The sequence below is a fragment of the Mesorhizobium tianshanense genome, assembly GCF_007830515.1.
Lineage (GTDB): Bacteria > Pseudomonadota > Alphaproteobacteria > Rhizobiales > Rhizobiaceae > Mesorhizobium > Mesorhizobium tianshanense.
Window position 1 is genome coordinate 49637 of sequence record NZ_VLKT01000022.1, and the last position, 16385, is coordinate 66021.

Here is a 16385-nt window from a genome sequence, read left to right on the forward strand (position 1 = left end):
TCAGGGTTTAGCGTTGTGACTGCCGTGTTCGCTCGAAGCGATGTGTTCGATGATCTTGAAGTGCTTCGCGGTGTGACCACGAAGGCCCTTCTTGTGGGCCTGGATCGTTTCGGTCCCAATAATCTCGAATTCTGATCCTTCATAGGCAATTTCACAGTCAACCACTCTGCCGGGCCAAAGCCAGATCAGGAGACCCACTTCAAACTGATCTGGGGTCACCTGTAGAAGGTAAAGATCGCTCTTCTCGATCTGATATTGTTCGCAGACGAACTGCAGCAACGGCGCGAGATGCTGATCGCCGCGAAAGTCAGCTTGGCGTTCGTGCTCGCCAAGATTATCCCTTTCGATGGCGCGACCCACCTCGCCCATCTGTCAGCCCAGGAACTTAGCGATGATCGCGTCGCCCATCTGGACGGTGCCGACCTCGGTCATGCCCTCGGACAAGATGTCCTTGGTGCGCAACCCGTCGTCGAGCACGGCGGCGATCGCGGCTTCGAGCTTGTCGGCTTCAGCCACCATGCCGAAGGAATAGCGCAGGCACATGGCGAAGGAGGCGATCATGGCGATCGGGTTGGCGATGCCCTTGCCTGATATGTCGGGCGCCGAGCCGTGCACCGGCTCGTAGAGCGCCTTGCGCTTTTTCGTCTTGGCATCCGGCGCGCCGAGCGAGGCTGAAGGCAGCATGCCGATCGAGCCGGTCAGCATGGCGGCGATGTCGGAGAGCATGTCGCCGAACAGATTGTCGGTAACGATGACGTCGAACTGCTTGGGCCAGCGCACCAGCTGCATGCCGCCGGCATCGGCCAGCATGTGGTCGAGCTTGACGTCGGCATATCTAGCCTTGTGAGTCTGTGTGACGACCTCGTTCCACAACACGCCTGATTTCATGACATTGCGCTTTTCCATGGATGTCACATGGTTTTTGCGTGTCCGCGCCAGCTCGAAGGCGACGCCCGAGATGCGCTCGATCTCGAACGTGTCGTAGACCTGCGTATCGATGCCGCGCTTCTGGCCATTGCCGAGATCGACGATCTGCTTCGGCTCGCCGAAATAGACGCCGCCGGTGAGCTCGCGCACGATCAGAATGTCGAGCCCCTCGACCACCTCCTGCTTGAGCGAGGAGGACGCCGCCAGCGCCGGATAGCAGATGGCGGGCCTGAGGTTGGCGAACAGCTCCATGTCCTTGCGCAGCCGCAGCAGCCCGGCTTCCGGGCGCACTTCGTAAGGCACCGCATCCCATTTCGGCCCGCCGACGGCGCCGAACAGCACCGCGTCGGCGGCCATCGCCTTGGCCATGTCGGCATCGGAAATCGCCGCGCCATGCGCGTCATAGGCGCAGCCACCGACCAGCCCCTCGTCGGTGACGAAATCGCTGCCGAGCTTGTCGTTCATGGCGGCGATCAGCTTCTTCACCTCGGCCATGGCCTCGGGGCCGATGCCGTCGCCGGCGAGCAGGAGAAGATTTTTTGAAGCCATCAGAGCCGTCCTAATGTAGCGCATGACCCCGAAATCGGAATCGATTTCGGAAAGGATCATGCGCAGAACCAAATTCTACAGCGTCCTTTGCGCGTCCAAAAAAAGACGCGCGGCGCAGTAGTGAGCCGCGGCCTTGCTAAACGCCAAGCGGGTTATGCGCAAGCGTTTGGTTCAGAGCATCTTGGCGATCCTTCGCGCCCCTCTGTCTTGCCGACATCGCGCAAGCTTCTGCACCGCAGCTGCACTCAGGCCGTGCGCCTGAGCGCTGTCACTTCGATCTCGATCTTCATTTCCGGTTTGTTGAGTTGGCAGATGATCATCGTCGCCGCCGGCCTGATGGCGCCGAAGGCCTCGCCCAGGATCGGGAACACCATATCCACGAAGGCTGCGTCGGTGATGTAGTAACACGCCCGCACCACGTCGGCCATCTCGAAGCCGCCGTCTTGCAACGCCTTGGCGATCGTCGCCAGGCAATTGCGCGCCTGCGCCTCGACCGTCTCCGGCATCGACATGGTCGCATAGTCGTAGCCGGTCGTTCCGGACACGAAACACCAGTCGCCTTGCACCACCGCACGCGAATAGCCGGCGGTTTTCTCGAAAGGCGAGCCGGTGGACATCAGTTTTCGCATGGGCCCCTCGCAAAGCGTCGCGATGTCTTGGAAACGAACCGATCCGGCCACGGGCCAGAGGCGGGCCGAAGCCTTCGCGTCATCCTCATCCTGGGGCGGAGCAAAGAGCGAAGCGACGCGACCGGCCGTGCGGGCGCCGGTTATGCCCAGGGACGCAGCTCGGCGTTCTTCTTCTCGAACGAGGCGATGGCGCCGGCCTTCTCCATGGTCAGGCCGATGTCGTCAAGACCGTTGAGCAGGCAGTGCCGCTTGAAGTCGTCGAGGTCGAATTTGACCACACCGCCATCCGGCCCACGGATCTCCTTGGCTTCGAGATCGATCGACAGCGTCGCGTTGGAACCGCGCGAGGCATCGTCCATCAGCTTTTCCAGGTCTTCCGGGCTGACGGTGATCGGCAGCACGCCGTTCTTGAAGCAGTTGTTGTAGAAAATGTCGGCGAACGAGGTCGAGATGACGCAGCGAATACCGAAATCGAGCAGCGCCCACGGCGCATGCTCGCGGCTCGAGCCGCAGCCGAAATTGTCGCCGGCGACCAGGATCTGCGCCTTGCGGTAGGCCGGCTTGTTGAGCACGAAATCCGGGTTTTCCGAGCCGTCGTCCTTGTAGCGCATCTCGGCGAACAGCCCGCTGCCGAGCCCGGTGCGCTTGATCGTCTTGAGATAATCCTTGGGGATGATCATGTCGGTGTCGACATTGACGATCGGCATCGGTGCGGCGACGCCGGTGAGCTTGGTGAATTTTTCCATGGTCGTTGCCCGTCTTCTTTTCGCTGCGGGGGATATGTCGGCGCCCGGTTTACACAAAGCTGCGGGCAAATAAAAGGCGGCTGTTTTGATCCATGGCACACGAGAGCGGAATAGAGCGGCTTCAAAACCGGCGGTCTATGGTGCACCTTGGCCGGCATGACAACACGATCGAAAATCCTCTGCGCCAGCGAGCCAGACCTCGACACAGCCGAGTTCCGCCGCGTGCTGGTGGAATCCGGCCTGGGCGCCAACCGTCCCGTCGATGACGAAGCCCGTTTGAAGGCGATGCTTGCCAGCGCGGATATGGTGCTGACCGCGCGCCGCGATGCGCCGGGCAGGCCACTGGTCGGTGTCGCGCGCGGCGTCACCGACTTTTCCTGGGTGTGCTACGTTTCCGAGCTCGCCGTTTCCCAATCGGCACAAGGGCTCGGCATCGGCAAGGGCCTGCTCGACGAAGCCCGCCGACAACTGGGGCCGTCGGTCGCCATCGCCCTCATTTCGATGCCCGACGCCGTCGGCTTCTACGAACGAATCGGCATGACGCGCATGGCCGACGCATTCTGGTTCGGCCGAGAACGCTGACGGCTGCCTAGGCCTTTGTACCGCGGCACCGCCTGTCGCGATCCTTCGCGCCCCCTCTGTCCCGCCGGCACCAAAGAGGACCGTCGCGGCGCCGTTGTTGTTAGATCACATTCAATTCCCTGAACGCCCGCCCTTCGGCGACACGGCTGTACCCAAACGCCGAGCAGTCCACCGTGCGGTAGCCGCCATGCACGATCAGCTCGGCCAGCGCCTTGCCGACAGCCGGCGCCTGCTGCAGGCCGTGTCCGGAAAAACCATTGGCGAAGAGGAAATTCTGCACCTGCGGATGCGGGCCGATCACCGCGTTCTGGTCGAGCGTGTTGTAGTCATAATGCCCGGCCCAGGCGCGTGTCGGCTTGATCGCCTCGAAGGCGGGAATGCGGGTCGCCAGCACCGGCCAGATCGCCTCTTCGAACAACGGCCAGTCCGGCTCGAAATCACCGGGGTCGGCGGGACCGTCGCCCTCTTCCGGCTCGGCGCCGCCGGTGATGTAGACCGAGCCTTCCGGCCGGACATAGATGCCGCTCGGATCGACCAGCAGCGGCATGTCGTCATATTTCTCACGCGCCTCGAAGATGAAGACGTTGCGCTTGCGCGGTTCCACCGGCAGCGCCAGTCCGGCCATGGCGGAAACCTTGCCGGCATTCGGCCCGGCGGCGTTGACGACGATGCCGGCCTCGAGTCGCTCGCCATTGTCGAGGCCGACGCTGGTAACACGGTCGCCCTGCCGTTCGATGCCGGTGACATCAGCGGTGATGAAATCGATGTTTTTGCCCCGCAGCGCCTTGCGGAACAGCGTCAGCATCGCGTGCGCGTCGAACCAGCCCTCGCCGCTGCGGCCATAGGCGCCGGCGGTGATGCCCTCCGCCGACAGCCACGGAAACCGGCGGACGAGCGCCTCCGCGTCCTCAAGCACGATATCGGCGCCCTCGGCCATCTGCGCCTCGTGGTTGGCCTTGAGGATCGGCAGGCCGTTCTCGCCGGCCAGGATCAGATAGCCGCCTTCGCGAAAGCCGATATCGGCGTCGGCGCCGAACTCTTCCTTCAGTCGCCGGAACAGTTTCAGCGTGAACTGCGACAGGCGGATGTTCTCAGGGATGGAGAATTGCTGGCGGATTGAAGCGCAGGACAGCGTCGTTGCCGCATGGGCGAATTGCGGATCACGCTCGACCAGCGCGATCGAGCCTGAAAACCCTTCCTCGCGCAGATAATAGGCGATCGAGGAGCCGACGATGGCTCCCCCGATGATAACGACGTCGTAGCGCACTTTCTGTCGCCTTTCCGGTTCAAACCGCCCGTGTCGATCACGCAGCCGGCAGGATGATCTCGAAGCGCGTGCCGCTATCGGAGTCAACCAGCCTGATCGTGCCATCATGCGCTTTCAGGAGGGCCAGCACGATGCCGAGGCCCATGCCGGTGCCGCCCGAATCGCGGCGCGTGGTGAAAAACGGCTCGAAGACCCGCCCGCGGTTGCTGGGCGAGATGCCGGCGCCGTCGTCGCTCACCAGGATCGTCGCCTTGCCGTCCGCGCTCGCCGTTGTGATCGAAACGAGCGTCGCGCCATGCCGCGCCGAATTGTCGATGAGATTGGCAAGAACTATTGCCGCGTTTTCGGCCGACATGCGCAGACCAATATCGCCGCCCGCCTCGACGCGAACTGCCAGCCTGTCCTCGGTCGGCAGCAGCGCCAGTGCGGTGCCGATCGACGCGCTTTCGCCGCTGGGCGCGAGATTTTCGGCGCGCGCCAGGTCGAGCAGACGGCGAACCAGAAGGTTGAGCCGCCCGGCGTCGGTGACGATGTTGTCCGAAAAACGCCGCCGCTCGGCCTCGTCCATCGCACTACCGGAATCGCGCAGCAGTTCGGCCGCACCCTGGATCGCCGTCAGCGGCGATTTGAGCTCGTGCGAGACATGGGTGGCGAAAGTCTGGATGCTGTCCGAGCGCGCATGCAGCTTTTCGGCCATGTCGAGAAAAGCGTCGGAAAGTGCTGCCATCTCGCGCGTGCCGTGATGGTCGAGCGGCCTGATAGCTTCGCGGTCGCCCGCGGCGATGCGTTTCGTGCGTTCTATCAGTGCGTAGATCGGCCGGCTGACGGTGCGCAGGAAGACAAGGGCGATGAGCAGCGTGCCGCCGAGCATGGCGATCGCCGCCAGCACCACCTTGCCGCGCTCGCCGTAGAGATGCTTGACGATGTTGTTCGGCGTCCGCGACAGATAGACCACGCCGGCGACCTTGCTGTCGACAGCAACCGGCATGGCGACGAAGACGCGGACTTTCGTGCCGCGGCTGACCGAATAGAGCGATGGCGGCGGTTCATCCGAGATCCTCAGCCTGAGCGCGCTGGCATAGCGGCCGGCCAGTGCTGCGCGAACCTCTGCTACAGCGCCGAGCGACAGCCCGACCTCTTCGCGGCCGGCGATGACGACACCCCTAGGGTCGAGCAGCCGGAAGCCGGCAAGCGTGGTTTTCTGGGTCTCGGCAAGAATGCCCGACAGCCGCGCGCCGATCGCCGCGAAGGCAGGATCGATGGTGGCGGCCGTCGGCGCAGGCCGGGTCGGGAGAACGGTATCGGAGGCGAGATCGAGGCGCGGCTCGATCGGCCGGTAGGGAGAGTCCGGATTGTCGCTGTCGGCAGGCACGGGCGCGCCAAGCTTTTCGGTGGCGATGCCGGCGTCGCGGACCTCTTGTGCGTAGATGGCGGCAAGGGCGGCGCCTTGCGCGATCAGCTCGGCCTCGGTCTGACGGATCAGCTGGTTCTCATAGAGCCGGAAGAAGAACAGGCCGACCAGCGGCAGCGCCATCACCATGATCAGGATGGCAATAACGATCGTGGCGAGGCGCGGCCGCCATTTCTGCGCGGTCACGCGCCGCACCGGCCCAGCCGGAAGCCGATGCCATGCACGGTCTCGATCGCATCCGTACAGCCGGCCGCCGCCAGCTTGGCGCGAATGTTGCGGATATGGCTGTCGACAGTGCGGTCGGCGACATGGATGTTGCCGGCATACGCATTTGCCATCACCATCTCGCGGCCGAGCACATGTGCCGGGCGTGCCAGAAATCCTTTCAGGATCGCGAATTCGGTCGAGGTCAGCACCAGCCGCTTGCCGTCGAAACTGGCGGCGTGGCTGGCCGGCACCAAAGCCAGTCTGCCATGCGAAAATTGCCTGTCGTCGGCCTGTTCCGCCTTTGTCGGGCGGGCGCGGCGCAGGATGACGTTGACGCGGGCGACCAGCTCGCGCGGGCTGAAAGGCTTGGTGACATAGTCGTCGCCACCCATTTCGAGCCCGAGCACCCGGTCGATCTCCTCGTCACGAGCCGACAGGAACAGCACCGGCACATCCGACATGTGCCGCAGCCGCCGGCAGACCTCCAGCCCATCCATCTCCGGCATGCCGATATCGAGCACGACGAGATCGGGCGCGCGACGCTCGACCGCCTGCAATGCGGCGGCACCGTCGGATACGGCAACCGTCTTCATCCCTGCCTTTTCGAGCGCAAAGCAGATGATTTCGCGGATATGCGGATCATCGTCGGCGATCAGGATGTTATGCGGCATGGATCAGCGGCCCGGCACGAAGGGTTCGGAGCCCTGAGGAACCACGAACGGGATACGTGTGTCGAGAGTGCGAAGGAGCCGCCAATTGCGAAAGCTCCAGGCGCGCCAGTTTTCTTGGCCCGCATGGTAACTGGCCTTGTCCCGCCCGTGCGGGCCGGCGAGTTCGCGCCAGGGGGGATCGTTGGCGGCAACCGTCCCGCTCTGGTGCTCGAAGAAACGGTCCAGAGCCGGCAAGGCATCGGGGCCGAGCGAACGCAGGTACCAGAAATCGAGGCGGGTGCCCTGGCCGGTCATTTCGAATGAGTGCTCGACATTGTAGTTGGCGATCAGCGCGGCGAAGTTGATGAAGGAGCAGGCATAAAGCGTCACTGATAACGTCAGAAGATTGGCGGAAAGCAGCCATTCGTTGGACTTTTCAAGCGCGATACGGGTGATGATCAGGGCAAGGCCCGCCGCCACCAGCCCCATCCAGACGAAAGCGGCGACGCGCCAGTAGGTCAGCGCATAGACGCCGATATAGAGGTCGAGCCGCAGGATCGACGAGATGACCAGAACGATGTTCTGCGCGACCCAGAGATAGACCAGCCGGCGAATGAACGGATCGCTGGAGGGTGCACTTCCCGGCCGCAGCGCCGCTAGGACGAAGCCGGCGGCGAGCAGCGCCGTGACGATCAGCGGATAGGCGCCGCGATGCGCATAGGCCGCGTAGGTCAGGCCGTCGGGAAGGGCGATGCCGCCCCACAGATAGGTGGCGTCGAGCGCGGTCTGTATCGCGAACAGGATATTGAAGACGACCAGCGCGCGAAGAATCGCGGCCTTGCCGAAGACGATATCTTCGATTGCAGTGTCGGGTTTTGTGGTTGGCACCTCGCCGGCGACAGGGACAGGCGGCGCCCGACGCGCGGTGCGGCCGAAAGAGCGCGGCAGGCGCGGACGCAGGAAGGCCCAGACGCCGGCAAGCACGAACAGCCAGAAGGCCAGCCGCGGCAGCTGGATGAAGTCGAGCAAGGCAAACAGATCGATCAGCGACAACCAGTGTTCGATGACCGGATTGGCGGCGCCGAACAAAGCAAGAAAGACCGCACCCAGAGTCAGCGGCATGACCCAGACGGCGATCGCCGCGAGACGGATGCGCCGCCGGCCAAGCCGCCGCGCCGCCTTGCGCCAGCGTAAGAAGTCGCGGATGAACCGAAATGGCGCTGCGAGCAGGAAGAGAGCGACCTGACCGGCAATGCGGGCAAGCCCGTGCCGCAGCCGGCCGACCAGCAAAAGCGCGAAGACGGCCATCGCCGCAAGCCCGATCGCGACGGACAGCGCACTGACATTTTCAATGAGCGGCAGCAGCGCGACAAGCAAGGCGCCGAGTCCGAGCCATAGACCGCGGGCGCTGAGCGCCGAAGGCTGGATGGCCGCAACGGCGGCGGCAAGCGTAATGCCGAACAGGAAAAGCGTGATGCCGACGGGCTGCCCGTAGAAGAGGAAATCGGCCAGCGCGGCAAGCAGGGCCGCGACGCCGAATCGCGCGCAATAGCTCGGCGCGCCCATGAGGAACGATGTCATGACCGGATTTTCTCAGCGGCTTTGATCCGGCCGGCATACCGGGGTGGAGACTTGCGGATGAAGGGGAGGAGGGTCGCCGACGGATGCGTCCGGGGCGGATCGGCGAGCCACCAATCTTCGCTACGGAGCCGGTAGGGCAGGGACCAACGGGAACTTGTTTGCTTAGGCATGCTGCCCTTTTCGCGGATCGGAATGCAGGCAGCGGGGCGGATCCGAGGAGATTTTCCGGAATCCGTGCAGTTTTCGTGCAGGGCCAGACGGCTTGCCTCGACCGGCCGCTAGCGCCATAGATCGGACATGACGACCGAAACCTACCGCCCGCGCCGCTCGGTGCTCTACGTCCCGGCCTCGAACGGCAAGGCGCTTGCCAAGATCTCGTCGCTGGCCTGCGATGTCGTCATCATTGATCTCGAAGATGCTGTCTCGCCGGCCGACAAGATTTCCGCGCGGGAAAGGCTGGCTGATATTTTCGCCAATGGCCCCGACCGGCGCTGCGAGATGGTCGTGCGCATCAACCCACTCTCCAGCGAATGGGGCGCCGACGACTTGCTGGCTGCGGCAAGCTGCGAGCCCGACGCCATCCTGCTGCCCAAGGTCGACACGCCGCACAATGTCCTCGAGGCCGGCGACGTGCTTGACGACAATTTCGCACCGGACGAGGTGAAACTATGGGCGATGATCGAGACGCCCAAGGCTCTGCTCAACATCGGACCGATTGCCGAGCTTGGCCGCGACCCGGCCTCGCGGCTGGTCTGTTTCGTTGCCGGAACGAACGATCTGGTCAAGGAGACCGGCATTCTCGCCACGCCCGACCGGCGCTATCTTACACCGTGGCTGATGCAGATGGTGCTCGCCGCGCGCGCCGGCGGCCTCGACCTGCTCGATGGTGTCTTCAATGATTTTCGAGACCTAGATGGCTCTGCGCGCGAATGTATGGAAGCGGCCGCCATGGGGTTCGACGGCAAGTCGCTGATCCACCCGGCTCAGATCGAGGCCGCAAACCGGGCCTTTGCGCCATCTGCCGAAGCGGTGGCCGAGGCGCGCTCGGTGAAGGAGGCTTTCGAGCTTGCCGAAAATGCCGGGAAGGGCGTCATCGCGCTGAATGGAAAAATGGTCGAGCGGCTGCATCTGGCGCAGGCCGAAAAACTACTGGCGAAGGCGGCCGCCATCGGGGCATGATCGGCAATTCACCACAGGAATGAAAAATGAAACTCTACCGCTTTCTGTCCGGTCCGGACGATTCCAGCTTCTGCCACAAGGTGACGGCGGCGCTGAACAAGGGCTGGCACCTGTTCGGCTCGCCGACCTATGCCTACGACAAGCAGACCAAGAGCATGCGCTGCGGCCAGGCCGTAGTGAAGGATGTCGAGGGCCACGACTACGGGCCCGACACCAAGCTCAGTGATTGGTAGGGCTGACACGCTCGTCCTTCGTCATCCTGAGGTTTACGCGCCGCGTCGCTTTGCCCCTTGCGCCGCTCCAGGATGACGAAGCGCGGGGCCTATCATTCGGCCGCTTCTTCGATCCGCTCCATATCGTCGTCCGACAGGCCGAAATGGTGACCGATTTCGTGAATCAGCACATGGGTGACGATGTCGCCCAGCGTCTCTTCGTTCTCGGCCCAGTAGTCGAGGATGGCGCGGCGGTAGAGCGTGACGCGGTTCGGCCCCTCACCGGTCTGCGGATTCCAGCGCTCGGCGATGCCGCGCCCCTCGAACAGGCCGAGCAGGTCGAAGGGCGTTTCCAGCGATAGATCATCCATGATCTCGTCGGTCGGGAATTCGGCGATCTGGATGACGATCTCGCCGGTCAGCTTGCGAAAATCCTCCGGCAGATGGGCGTAAGCCTCCAACGCCAGGAACTCCATTTCCTCCATCGACGGCGAAAGCTGGTCGTGCCAGGTGCGGGTCTTGTAGATGCGGGCCATGCTTTGTCCTTTGATCCCGGCATATAGGCTTTCGAGCCGGAGTCGGCAAATGGCTGGATTGTCGCCCACGCGTGGGCAGGAATAAATTCCCTATGACTCCGCTTGACTCTTCGGACGCCCTCTGGAATCTATTAGAACATAACAGGAACAATTGTGAGTGGAAGCTGACCGTCATGGCGACAAGCGCTGTGGCGCGGGAGACTGTTTTTGCCCTGCGCCGCCAGATCGCGAAGATCGAGGGAACGCTGCCCGAGCGCCTGGAGGCGTCGGCCGGCGCGGCCCCCATTGATGCCAATGTCCCTTCTGGAGACGCCACCCCCCAGAATCTAACGATCGTCCGCCACGGCCTCGCCGTGGCGCCGCCCGATGCGTTTCTGCGCACCGGCGCCGAAGGTCTCGACACCGCGCTCAGCGGCGGCCTGCCGAAGGCGGCGCTGAGCGAGATCCATGGCACCGCGACCCGCGATGCCGGGGCCGTCACCGGCTTCGCCCTCGCGCTCGTCAGCCTGATCCTCAAACAAGGGCCGCGATTGCCAGTCCTGTGGATCGGCACCGCGGAGATCTTCCGGGAAGCCGGCTTCCCCTATGCCGGAGGCCTTCACGCCTTGTTCGGCATCGAACCGGAGCAATTGCTGTTTTCCGAGGCGCCAAGGCTCCTCGATGCGCTGTGGACCGCCGAGGAGGCCGCCCGGATGACGGCGCTTGCCGCCGTCATCCTCGAAATCCGCGGCAGCCCGCAGCGGCTGGATCTCACCGCGACGCGGCGGCTGCACGCCCGGGCACAGAATGCCGGCCGGCCGGTCTTCCTGCTGCGCCAGGCCGGCGAACCCGAGCCGACGGCGGCACCCGTCCGCCTCGTCCTGTCGGCGGCGCCGTCGGCAGCGCGCGAGACGATCGCCGGGCCGCTCGCCGGCTCGATCGGTCGCCCCGCCTTCACCGTCAGCATCGGCAAGAGCCGCACGGCCTTGCCAGGACAATTCACACTGGAGTGGAACCCCCATGAACACGTTTTCAAGGAAAGACGCATCGGGGAAGAACGGGCAAAGAATCCTGTCCCTGTGGTTTCCGCATCTCGCCGCGGAAAGGATCCTGCGGCAGCGTCTGGGGCGGTCCTGGCGTTCCCGGCCGTCGAACCACCAGCCCTTGGTGATCAGCCATCGCCAAGGGAACGCGCAGCGCATCGCCGCCCTCGACGAGCGGGCTGAGGCGCTTCATCTGAAGCGCGGCATGGGCATAGCCGACGCGCGCGCCATGCTTCCGTCGATCGACGTCGTGGAAGCCGATCCCGAGGCCGACCGCCGCCTGCTCGAAAGCCTCGCCGACTGGTGCGACCGCTACACCCCGCTGGTGGCGCTCGACGCTGCCGACGGCCTGTTCCTCGATGTCACCGGCTGCACCCATCTTTTCGGCGGCGAACGGTCGATGCTGGACGACATCCTGTCGCGCTTTTTCCATCAGGGTTTCGATGTCTGCGCCGGCCTTGCCGCCACACCAGGTGCCGCCTGGGCGGCGGCACGGTTTGCCAGTGACCGCATCGTCCCCGGTGGCGAGGAGGAGGCGCTTCTCGCACCCTTGCCGCTGGCGGCGTTGCGCATCGAGCCTGATGTCCGCGCCAGCCTGGAAAGCGTCGGCCTGCGCACGGCGGGCGCCGTCATGGCAGCACCCCGCGCGCCGCTCGCCCGCCGCTTCGGCGCATCGCTGCTGCTGCGTCTCGACCAGGCGCTCGGCCGCCTCGACGAGGCCGTGTCACCGCGTCTGCCGGTCGCGCCGCTTTCGGTCGAACGCCATCTCGCAGAACCCGTCATGCTGACCGATGACATAGAGCGGCTGGTGCGATTGCTGGCGACGACGCTGAAGGCGGACCTCGAGCGCCGCGGCGAGGGCGCAAGGATGCTGGCGCTGCTGCTTTTCCGCGTCGACGGCGCCGTCAGCCGCATCGCCGTCGGCACCTCGCGGCCCTTGCGCGAGCCGTTGCTGATCCAAAAATTGTTTCACGAAAGGCTTGCCGCGCTCGAGCAGGACATCGATGCCGGCTATGGCTTCGATCTCGTGCGCCTCTCGGTGCTGTCGGCCGCGACCTTCGACATGCAGCAGGCGGATCTCGCCGGCGAGACGAGCGATGACGGTGCCGACATCGCCCTTTTCGCCGACCGCATCCGCGCCCGGCTCGGCGAAAGCGCGGTTTTGAAGCCGGTTGCTGTCGAGAGCCATCTGCCCGAGCGCGCCGTCGCCATGCTTCCCTTCGCGGAAACGCCGCAAAGGATCTCTCCGCCGAAGAAGCCGGACAAGATGCAAGGCACCAAGCCTGTCTTCCGGCCGGAACGCCCGATCCGGCTGTTCCGTTCGCCCGAACCGATCGAGGTGCCGGCCACCGAAATGCCTGAGGGACCGCCCATGAACTTCCGCTGGCGGCGCGCGCTCCACCGGGTCGCGCGCGCGGAAGGGCCGGAACGCATCGCCCCGGAATGGTGGCGGGAGGCACCGGGGCAGGAAGAGGCGCCGACCCGGGATTATTTCCGCATCGAGGATAGCGACGGCCGCCGTTACTGGCTCTACCGCCAGGGTCTCTACGGCGCTTCGCACGCCGCGCCGCGCTGGTTCATGCATGGGGTCTTCGCATGAACGCGCTGACGGTCGTTCCCTATGCCGAATTCGGCATCCAGTCGAATTTCTCGTTCCTGCGCGGCGCCTCGAAACCGGAGGAGTTGGTGGTCGCGGCAAAGTTCCTGGGATTTTCGTCGATCGGGCTTGCCGACCGCAACACGGTGGCCGGCGTCGTGCGCGCCTGGCAGCAGGCCAAGGTGGAAGGCCTTTCCTATCATCCCGGCTGCCGCCTGGTGTTTGCCGACGGCACGCCTGATGTTCTCGCCTACCCGCAGGACCGCAAGGGCTGGGGCCATCTGTGCCGCATGCTGACGCAAGCCAATATGCGTGACGAAAGCGAGAAAGGCGCACCGCTTCTTTATCGCGACGACCTTTTCGAATGGGGCGATCTCATGTCGCTGGCGGTCCTGCCGGATCTGTCAGCGTCGGAGGAAGATGATCTTGCACTACTTAGCCGGCTCAAAGATCGCTTCGACAAGAACCTGCGGCTTGCCGTTGCACCGGACTATCACGGCAACGACCGCTTCCGCATTCAGCAGGCAGCCGCCATGGCCGAGGCATCAGGCATTCCGCTGATGGCGGCCAACGACGTTCTCTATCACACAGCCGAGCGGCGTCCGCTGCAGGACGTGCTGACGGCGATCCGCCTCAACGTGCCCGTCGCCGACGTAGGGCTGGAACTGGCGGCCAATGCCGAGCGTCATTTGAAGCCGCCAATGGAGATGGCGCGGCTTTTCCGCAGGCATCCGCAAGCACTGGCGGAAACGCTGCGCTTTGCCGGGGAATTGACCTTCTCTCTCAGTGACCTCCAATACAACTATCCCGACGAACCGACGGAATCGGGCCTCGGGCCACAGGCCGAACTGGAAAGGCTGGCTCGGGAGGGGGCAGCCACGCGCTATCCGGCGGGCGTCCCTGCCAGTGTGACGAAGCGCATAGAGGAAGAGCTGGCTCTGATCGAGCGCCTGAACTACGCGCGCTATTTCCTGACTGTCTACGACATCGTCAAATACGCCCGCAGCCAGGACATACTCTGCCAGGGACGCGGCTCCGCCGCCAATTCGATCGTCTGCTTCTGCATCGGCATCACCGAAGTCGGACCCGACAGGATCGACGCGCTTTTCGAGCGCTTCATTTCCGAGGAAAGAAACGAGCCGCCCGACATCGATGTCGATTTCGAGCATGAAAAGCGCGAAGTGGTCATCCAGTATATCTACGACAAATACAGCGCCAAGCGCACCGCGCTTGCCGCGGCCGTCATCAGCTATCGCGGCCGCTCGGCGCTGCGCGAGGTGGCCAAGGCGATGGGCCTGTCCGAGGATGTCCGCAGCGCATTGTCCAGCTCGATCTGGGGCTGGTCGACCTCCGAGCTCGGCGAAAAGGAGGCAAGCGCCGGCGGCATCGATCGCACCGACCCGCTGGCAAGGCAGGTGATCGAACGCGCCAACGAGATCATGGGCTTTCCCCGCCATCTGTCGCAGCATGTCGGCGGCTTCGTCATCACCAGGGATCGGCTCGACGAGATCGTGCCCATCGTCAAGACGGCGATGGACGAGCGCAAGATGGTCGAGTGGGACAAGGACGATCTCGACGCGGTGAAGATCCTCAAGGTCGATGTGTTGGCGCTCGGCATGCTGACGTGCCTGCAGCGCGCCTTCACCCTCCTCGAAGATCATTATCCTGATGCGCGCGATGACTATGGCCGGCCCTATGTACTGGCCACCCTCCCGCCGGAGGACAAGGATGTCTACGACATGATCTGCCGTGCCGACACGCTCGGCGTCTTCCAGATCGAATCCCGCGCCCAGATGTCCATGCTGCCCAGGCTCAGGCCGCGCACCTTCTATGATCTCGTCATCGAGGTAGCGATCGTGCGGCCCGGCCCGATCCAGGGTGACATGGTCCACCCCTATCTGCGCCGCCGGCAGGGCAAGGAGAAGGCCGAATACCCCAAGCCGGAACTGGAAGAAATTCTCGGCAAGACGCTGGGCGTGCCGCTGTTCCAGGAACAGGCGATGAAGATCGCCATCGTTGCCGGCGGCTTCAGGCCGGGCGAGGCCGATGAATTGCGCCGCGCCATGGCCACTTTCAAGCGCACCGGCACGATCGGCAATTATCGCAAGAGGATGGTCGACGGCATGGTTTTGCGGGGTTACGAAAAGGGCTTCGCCGAGCGCTGTTTCAAGCAGATCGAGGGGTTCGGCGAATACGGCTTTCCCGAAAGCCATGCCGCCTCCTTTGCCCTGCTGGTCTATGCCTCCTGCTGGTTCAAGACCTTCTATCCCGACGTGTTCTGCGCCGCGATCCTGAATTCACAGCCGATGGGGTTTTATCAGCCGGCTCAGCTTGTCCGCGATGCACGCGACCATGGCGTCGAAATCCGCGAGGTCGACGTCAATTTTTCCGGCTGGGATTGCGCGCTGGAGGCCACGCCTTTCGATGCGGCCCACATCCTCGAACGCCACGCCCAGATGCGCGGCATCATTGAGACCCGTCATGCCGTCCGGCTGGGCTTTCGTCAGGTCAAGGGCCTGTCGAAAGAGGGCATGGAGGCGTTTGTCGCCAGACGCGGCGATGGCTACGAATCCGTCAGGGATGTCTGGCTGCGCTCGGGCCTCGACGTCGATGAGATCGAAAGACTGGCGCAAGCCGACGCGTTCCGCTCGCTCGGCCTCGACCGCCGTGCAGCCCTGTGGGCGGTTCGCGCGCTCGACGGCAAGAGTGCCGCCGAGACCCTGCCGCTGTTCGACCAGCCGGCGATCCGCTTGCGCAACCTCGAGCCCGAAACCAAGCTGCCCATAATGCCGCTCGGCGAGCATGTCATCCACGACTATCGTTCGCTCGGCCTGTCGCTGAGGGCGCATCCGCTTGCCTTTCTGCGCCAGCGGCTGGATCGTTCCGGCGTCACGCCAAATGCGCGCCTCGGTCAGGTTCGGGATGGCAGGCGGGTTTCGGTCGCCGGCCTAGTGCTCGTGCGGCAGCGCCCGGGCAGTGGCAAGGCAATTTTCCTGACGCTGGAGGACGAGCAGGCTGTCGCCAACGTCATTTTCTGGGAAAGAACCTTCAACCGCTACCGGCCCATTGTCATGGGCGCGCGGTTCGTCCGCGTCACCGGCAAACTGCAATCGGAATCCGACGTCATCCATATCGTCGCCGAAAAGATCGAGGATTTGACACCCTGGTTGTCCGTGCTGCTGGACGCACATGTCGTGCAAAACGATCGGCAGGATATCGCGACGCTATCGGGGAAGGCAGAAAAGGTCATGCCGAAGGGGCGTAATTTTCAATAGGCACGGTGCGGGCGG

General features: G+C 64.1%; 15 protein-coding genes. 6 read left to right on the top strand and 9 right to left on the bottom strand.

The features are described from left to right. The 4 genes from IQ26_RS18285 to leuD form a co-directional block, all read right to left on the bottom strand. The gene (locus IQ26_RS18285) at window positions 1–369 is read right to left on the bottom strand and encodes a hypothetical protein (RefSeq protein WP_145719762.1); all 369 of its coding nucleotides are present in this window, start codon (window positions 367–369) and stop codon (window positions 1–3) included. Window positions 370–372: 3 nt separating this feature from the next. Next, complete coding sequence (leuB, locus tag IQ26_RS18290) at window positions 373–1476, bottom strand: 3-isopropylmalate dehydrogenase (protein ID WP_145719763.1); 1104 nt, start codon at window positions 1474–1476, stop codon at window positions 373–375. A gap of 245 nt (window positions 1477–1721) precedes the next feature. Next, a complete protein-coding gene (locus IQ26_RS18295; RefSeq protein ID WP_145719764.1) occupies window positions 1722–2105 on the bottom strand; it encodes a RidA family protein in 384 nt (127 codons plus the stop codon). Window positions 2106–2245: 140 nt separating this feature from the next. After that, entirely contained in the window at window positions 2246–2851 is a 606-nt protein-coding gene (gene leuD, locus IQ26_RS18300) for a 3-isopropylmalate dehydratase small subunit (protein ID WP_145719765.1), read from the bottom strand. A gap of 156 nt (window positions 2852–3007) precedes the next feature. On the opposite strand from leuD, the gene IQ26_RS18305 reads away from it, so the two are divergent. Beyond that, entirely contained in the window at window positions 3008–3433 is a 426-nt protein-coding gene (locus tag IQ26_RS18305) for a GNAT family N-acetyltransferase (protein WP_145719766.1), read from the top strand. A 100-nt stretch (window positions 3434–3533) separates the two neighbouring features. Here the strand turns inward: IQ26_RS18305 and IQ26_RS18310 are convergent, their stop codons facing one another. The 4 genes from IQ26_RS18310 to IQ26_RS18325 are packed head-to-tail and all read right to left on the bottom strand — an operon-like array spanning window position 3534 to window position 8549. After that, on the bottom strand, window positions 3534–4700 hold the full coding sequence (locus IQ26_RS18310; protein WP_145719767.1) for an NAD(P)/FAD-dependent oxidoreductase: 1167 nt from the start codon (window positions 4698–4700) through the stop codon (window positions 3534–3536). A 37-nt stretch (window positions 4701–4737) separates the two neighbouring features. Further along, on the bottom strand, window positions 4738–6234 hold the full coding sequence (locus IQ26_RS18315) for an ATP-binding protein (RefSeq protein WP_162458006.1): 1497 nt from the start codon (window positions 6232–6234) through the stop codon (window positions 4738–4740). A gap of 59 nt (window positions 6235–6293) precedes the next feature. After that, a complete protein-coding gene (locus tag IQ26_RS18320; protein ID WP_145719768.1) occupies window positions 6294–6989 on the bottom strand; it encodes a response regulator transcription factor in 696 nt (231 codons plus the stop codon). Between the two features lie 3 nt (window positions 6990–6992). Further along, window positions 6993–8549 (bottom strand): DUF4153 domain-containing protein, encoded by a 1557-nt coding sequence (locus IQ26_RS18325; protein WP_145719769.1) that lies wholly within the window; start codon window positions 8547–8549, stop codon window positions 6993–6995. A 297-nt stretch (window positions 8550–8846) separates the two neighbouring features. Between IQ26_RS18325 and IQ26_RS18330 the strand changes: the two genes are divergently transcribed. Beyond that, complete coding sequence (locus tag IQ26_RS18330) at window positions 8847–9728, top strand: HpcH/HpaI aldolase/citrate lyase family protein (RefSeq protein WP_145719770.1); 882 nt, start codon at window positions 8847–8849, stop codon at window positions 9726–9728. Between the two features lie 26 nt (window positions 9729–9754). Then, window positions 9755–9961: a DUF1737 domain-containing protein gene (locus tag IQ26_RS18335; RefSeq protein ID WP_145719771.1), complete on the top strand. Its 207-nt coding sequence runs from the start codon at window positions 9755–9757 to the stop codon at window positions 9959–9961. A 92-nt stretch (window positions 9962–10053) separates the two neighbouring features. Here IQ26_RS18335 and IQ26_RS18340 read toward each other — a convergent pair whose 3' ends face one another. Then, window positions 10054–10476 carry a metallopeptidase family protein gene (locus tag IQ26_RS18340; RefSeq protein WP_126036142.1) on the bottom strand — a complete coding sequence of 141 codons (423 nt, stop codon included), beginning with the start codon at window positions 10474–10476 and terminating at the stop codon, window positions 10054–10056. Between the two features lie 173 nt (window positions 10477–10649). Between IQ26_RS18340 and IQ26_RS40465 the strand changes: the two genes are divergently transcribed. From IQ26_RS40465 to IQ26_RS18355, 3 genes are read left to right on the top strand one after another with little or no spacing between them, the layout of a single operon-like run. After that, a complete protein-coding gene (locus tag IQ26_RS40465; RefSeq protein ID WP_145719772.1) occupies window positions 10650–11681 on the top strand; it encodes an ImuA family protein in 1032 nt (343 codons plus the stop codon). Beyond that, window positions 11623–13098 (top strand): DUF6504 family protein, encoded by a 1476-nt coding sequence (locus IQ26_RS18350; protein ID WP_145719773.1) that lies wholly within the window; start codon window positions 11623–11625, stop codon window positions 13096–13098. Before IQ26_RS40465 ends, IQ26_RS18350 begins: the two co-directional genes overlap by 59 nt. After that, a complete protein-coding gene (locus tag IQ26_RS18355; protein ID WP_145719774.1) occupies window positions 13095–16370 on the top strand; it encodes an error-prone DNA polymerase in 3276 nt (1091 codons plus the stop codon). Before IQ26_RS18350 ends, IQ26_RS18355 begins: the two co-directional genes overlap by 4 nt. Window positions 16371–16385: the final 15 nt, after the last annotated feature.